This window comes from Mesorhizobium sp. M7A.F.Ca.AU.002.02.1.1, assembly GCF_003998535.1.
Classification (GTDB): domain Bacteria; phylum Pseudomonadota; class Alphaproteobacteria; order Rhizobiales; family Rhizobiaceae; genus Mesorhizobium; species Mesorhizobium ciceri.
Genome location: NZ_RZPB01000468.1, coordinates 1 through 4,912, shown reverse-complemented (window position 1 = coordinate 4,912; position 4,912 = coordinate 1). Strand labels below are relative to the sequence as shown.

General features: G+C 59.1%; 4 protein-coding genes and 3 pseudogenes. 4 read left to right on the top strand and 3 right to left on the bottom strand.

Going from position 1 to position 4,912, the window contains the following annotated elements; all coding sequences use genetic code 11:
- The 3 genes and pseudogenes from EN879_RS24280 to EN879_RS24270 form a co-directional block, all read left to right on the top strand.
- Nucleotides 1-502 (top strand): annotated as a pseudogene (locus tag EN879_RS24280) (MBL fold metallo-hydrolase); the annotation flags it as partial.
- Nucleotides 503-530: 28 nt separating this feature from the next.
- A complete protein-coding gene (locus EN879_RS24275; protein ID WP_063170611.1) occupies nt 531-1,010 on the top strand; it encodes a tetratricopeptide repeat protein in 480 nt (159 codons plus the stop codon).
- Nucleotides 1,011-1,065: 55 nt separating this feature from the next.
- The gene (locus EN879_RS24270; RefSeq protein ID WP_063170612.1) at nt 1,066-1,569 is read left to right on the top strand and encodes a DoxX family protein; all 504 of its coding nucleotides are present in this window, start codon (nt 1,066-1,068) and stop codon (nt 1,567-1,569) included.
- A 322-nt stretch (nt 1,570-1,891) separates the two neighbouring features.
- Here the strand turns inward: EN879_RS24270 and EN879_RS40145 are convergent.
- The 3 genes and pseudogenes from EN879_RS40145 to EN879_RS24255 form a co-directional block, all read right to left on the bottom strand.
- Nucleotides 1,892-2,068, bottom strand: a pseudogene (locus EN879_RS40145) (peroxidase); the annotation flags it as partial.
- A gap of 223 nt (nt 2,069-2,291) precedes the next feature.
- Entirely contained in the window at nt 2,292-3,248 is a 957-nt protein-coding gene (locus tag EN879_RS24260; RefSeq protein WP_158515817.1) for a hybrid-cluster NAD(P)-dependent oxidoreductase, read from the bottom strand.
- 205 nt (nt 3,249-3,453) lie between these two features.
- The gene (locus EN879_RS24255; protein ID WP_027162028.1) at nt 3,454-4,311 is read right to left on the bottom strand and encodes a LysR family transcriptional regulator; all 858 of its coding nucleotides are present in this window, start codon (nt 4,309-4,311) and stop codon (nt 3,454-3,456) included.
- Nucleotides 4,312-4,445: 134 nt separating this feature from the next.
- Here EN879_RS24255 and EN879_RS40740 point away from each other — a divergent pair.
- A pseudogene (locus EN879_RS40740) lies at nt 4,446-4,912 on the top strand (amidohydrolase family protein); the annotation flags it as partial.

Sequence of the window (4,912 nt, the reverse complement as noted above, 5' to 3'; positions counted from 1 at the left end):
GGAAAAGGGGACCAGCGCGCCTGTGTTCCCCAATGCCGAGCTCATCGTCAACGCCACGGAATACAAGTGGTGGACCGACCCCGGCCGACTGGCAAAGCTGCCCGAAGGGCGCAAGCCGGCGGGCAAGCGCATCGCCGAAAACTTCCCGAAATGGAAGAACTGGAAGCTGGTCGAGGACGGCGCCGAAGTGGCGCCTGGCATGCAGATCATCGCCGCGCCCGGTCATACGCCAGGCCATTCGGTCTACCTCGCAAACTCCGGCAAGGAGCAGATCATGATTTCGGCAGACACAATGTATGTGCCGGCACTACTGGCGCCGCATCCGGACTGGCAAGGCACCTACGACCAGGATGGGCCGACGGCCATTACCACGCGCCACAAACTGATCGATCGCGTGATTGCCGACAACATCCGCATCTCCGGTTCGCACTTCCCGTTCCCGGGCACCGGCACCTTCGTCAAGGACGGCAACGCCTACGGCTTCACCCCCGTGCAAATTTAAGCGCGGCAATCCCAAAGCGAGAAAGACAATGGAACCTTCCCTCTTCAACAGGCACAACCTGTTCGGGCTGCTCGGCGCCGTTGCCGTGCTGACTGCCGTTCCGGTCGCCGTCACCGGGCCGGCCTATGCCGTGGACAACATTGAAGGCGACGACGCGCCCGACCTCACCGCAGTAAAAGCCAAGATCGATGCCAAGGACTATAAGGGTGCATTGGCCGATCTTCGTGACCTGGCGCAGGACACGCAGCAGGCCGACGTCTACAATCTGCTCGGCTTCACGCTGCGCAAGACCGGCGATTACACGACGGCACTGACCTACTACACCAAGGCGCTCGAACTGAAGCCGGACCACAAGGCGGCGCGCGAATATCTCGGCGAACTCTATGTCGAGACCGGCGACATGGCCAAAGCTAGGGAGCAGCTGGCATCGCTGACCCAGCTCTGCCCGGCAGGCTGCGAGGAACGCGCAGACCTGCAGAAGGCCATCGACACCAAAGTGACCCAATGAAGCCAGGCGGGCGCCGTCGTGCGGCGCCTGCCCTCTTTCCTATCTGGAGCCAATCGTGACAACGACACAAATCGCCTTGAAACTACATCTCACCGACTTGACCCTGCTGACGGGTCGCCTGCTGCTCTCATTGCTCTTCGTGCATGAAGGCGTTGAGCTGGCGATCCATTTCGACGGTGCCGCAAAAGCCATGGCCGCCCTCGGCGTCAGCCTGCCGCTTCTGATGGCCACCATAGCGCTGCAGCTGGGAGCCGGTCTTTCGATCGGCCTGGGCCTGCTGACGCGTCTGGGCGCGGTCGCGCTCGGACTGTTCTGTTTGGCAACAGCAGCCCTGTTCCACACCAATTTCGCCAGCCAGAACGAATTGCTGCATTTGGAAAAGGATCTCGCCATAGCGGGCGGCATGTTCGTCCTCGCCATCGCCGGAGCCGGCGCGATATCTCTCGACAGGGTGCTGAACGGACTCATGAGGCGCCGGCAACAGGACAGAGAGACGGTTGCCGCGCTCATAGCGGCCGGTAGCCCTTTGTCGGTGGGCGATATCAAGCTCCCGTTCTAATTTCGACCAAGACGCTGGGTCTCATATCAACTCGGCACGCCACAAACGCCTCGGGTGACCAGATGGCGCAAGCCGTTCTTGGCGTGCCGTTCATCGACGTCCGCTTAACGGCACGGATAGGGCCGCCCTATCGGCCGATTTGAGGCGCAAAGCTGCCAATGGGTGTAAGATAAATGCGGTCAGCGAATGGCTGGCCTAGCTTCTTGAATTTGGGCGAACCGCCTCGTAACCAGTTGACAGATAAGATGTGCTAGTCGCTGAGGGTCAGCGTTCTCTGTACGGGTCGCCAAGCCGTTTCCTCGTACTGTATGGTCTGGCGGACCTACTTACGATGACTCCGAATAGATCCGTCCGACAGGGCCGGACCAGCGGTCGAGGTGACTGCTTCCCGGGTCGCAACGTTCTCCAGAAATGTCGTCGCCGGCACGAAGAACAATGTGCCGGTGACCGCGCGGCTGAAGTCCAGCAACCGATCGTAGTTGCCTGGCGGCCGGCCAATGCGCTGCCACGTTTCGAGCCCTAAAGCTGACATTCGCGTCTGTAGCTCAGTAAGGGTTGGAATAAGTCGAACGGTGCCACGGGTGCGCGGGTGGTAAACCCGAAAACCAGGAGGAAGGGGGGCGGCTCTGCTCCCATTTCGACGGCGGCGGCAACATTTTGAGACCAGACCCTCGAGGCCAAGCGCGCGCAAGGCGGCCTTTTCAAAGGTCAACAACGCCGAGTTAAACGTCGAGCAAAACCGTTCCTTGCGGGCGGCTGCAACATGCCAGGACATAGCCGGCCGATTTATCTTCAGCATTCAGCCCGCCTAGATCGTCCATGGCAACTTCGCCGGATAGTTTGGCTATTCGGCACGTTCCGCAAACGCCCTGCTGGCAGGCGGTTGGGATGTAGATGCCACAGTTCCGTGCCGCTTCAAGCAGGGTCTCTCCGGGCGCGCAGTGATGCTCCACGCCCGAGCGGGCGAAACGGACCGAAGACGAAATCGCTGAAGCCAATTCCGACCGCGAACCATTGCTGCCTCCGAAACTCTCCTCGTGATACTGCGCCGGCGGGAAGCCTATTGCGTGAAGGCAGGCCCGTGCCGTCTTCATGTACCCTTCGGGTCCACAGGCAAAAACGGTGCGCCTGTGGAGATTGGGAACGAGGGTCAGCAGCATCTGACTGTCTATTCGGCCAGTTGGCCCCCTCCAGGTGCGATCTTCCTGGCTGCAAACGCACGTTACCCGCACGTTGGGGAAGCGAGAGGCAAGTGCGTCCAATTCCCGTCGAAAGATTATATCACCTGGCGTTCTGGCACTATGAATGAAGGAGATATCCTGGTCGGTTGCGCGGTCGGTAAGCGCACGCAACATCGACATCACGGGCGTTATCCCGCTGCCGCCCGAAAGGAAGAGCGGCGTTTCATATGGCAGGTCATCGAGATTGAATGAGCCGAGCGGCCCTTCGATTTCGACCTCGTCGCCCGCCCCCAAATTGTCGTGGAGCCAATTCGAAACCAGGCCGCCCGGTGTTCGCTTCACCGTGATCTGCAGGTCGAGCGGTCGCGTCGGTGGTGAGGAAACAGAGTAGGAGCGCGTCACCGCGGCACCCTCGATCTTGAGGTGCACGAGCACATACTGGCCCGCGCTGAAGCAGAACATCCGATCCGTCGGGGATGTGAAAACGAAAGTTTTCACATCGGGCGTCTCCTCGATTACACGACGGCAGAGTACGAGCTGCGATGTGGTTTGTGCCCATTGCCGATGACGCATCATCGGGAGGAGGCCGGGGGTCCCAACGTGTGCGTTCATCATTCATCTCGGTTTAAAGTAGAGCCAAGATGCCATTTCCAGGCCCGCCATAACAGGAGCCTCCCTCCCGCGTTATGATCGATTATTTCGATTACATATCCAATGACATCACGGCAACGTGAAGGGCGCGGATTCCCTTGCGGATGATCGGTTCGTGCTTGCGGCGCGCCAGGATGGCCGTGTGTACCGGCTGATGCAGGGTCGGAGCACCTTCGACGATGAACGATGGGCGTTCGAGGGCGAACCTGCGCGCATCGTCACTTCGCATATAGCAGGTCCCGCCCGCGCGCCGTAGCATCATCTCCGCCAAGGTTTCTGATCCCATGGAAAGGCGACAGATCGCCAACTCGCCAAGCAATTCGGCATGGGCCTTCTCCAGCAGGACCGTATAGCCAGGACGAATATAGGTTTCAGGATCGACCTCGGAGAGGGTTCTGGCTACCGTGGAAACCATCACATATTCCTCAACCATCAAATGTTCATAGGAGATTTCGGGTAGGTATCGTGGGGCGTAAAGCACAGCGATGTCGAGATTTCCCATGCTTAGGTCGCTGACCATCTGGTTCGAATAATCCGACTCGACATGGATCGACGATTTGGGAAGAGCCTGACACAGCGTCTCCACCCAACCCGGCAAAACCGAGCGGGTCATCCCGACCTGCGCGGCGACGCGCAAGGTGCCTTCGAAACGATTGAACGCCCGGACATCGTGGCGAGCCTGCGACCATGTGGACAGCAGGGATCTTGCGTAAGCTTCGAACCGGCGTCCTGCGGCGGTCGGTTCCGCCCCAGCGCGTCCGCGCTGGAACAGTTCGGACCCGATTGCGCTCTCGAGGTTCTTGATGCGGGTGCTGATCGTCGACTGGGTCAATCCTAGCCGATCCGCGGTGCGATTGAAGTTTCTCGATTCGATGATGTCCAGAAAGGTCTCGATGTGATCAAGTTGCATGAAATCTCCAATCGAAAAACTCGATCATATTCCACGTATCATAAGCTTGATCAAACAATACTCAAGGCGGAAGCTGTAGCACATCAGCGGCCGGCAGCGCCGCCGGGACGAGATACGGATACGGAGCGGAAGAAGTGTTCATAGTCGACTGCGACTGTCATAATTACTGGTCAAGCGCTACTGTGTTGGAGCCCTATCTCTCCGGCTTGTGGAAAGACATGTTCATCGAGGGCGAGAAAACAGGGCCCGTTGGGGCCTTTCCGCATGGTCATCGGCCCTGGTTCCACCCGCAGGACTTTTCCCGCAAGGACATCCGTCCGAAAACGGAAGCCGACAACTATTTCATCATGAAAGAGAAGCACCTCGACAAATACAAAGTCGACGTGGCGATCCTGCCGGCGATGAGCCTATCGAGGCGTCGACCCTGGCTAACCCTTACTATGCCAGCGCTCTGGTCAGCGCTTACAACGATTATCAGATCGATCAGTGGTTGCCGAAAGACGATCGGTTCATGGGCTCGATCATCATCGCGCCACAGGATCCGAAGCTCGCTGCCGCCGAGATACGCCGTCTTGGCAGCCATCCGCGCATGGTCCAGGTT

Coding starts and splice junctions, on each gene's coding strand:
- EN879_RS24275 (WP_063170611.1), top strand. CDS start 531: ATGGAACCTTCCCTCTTCAACAGGCACAACCTGTTCGGGCTGCTCGGC.
- EN879_RS24255 (WP_027162028.1), bottom strand. CDS start 4,311: ATGCAACTTGATCACATCGAGACCTTTCTGGACATCATCGAATCGAGA.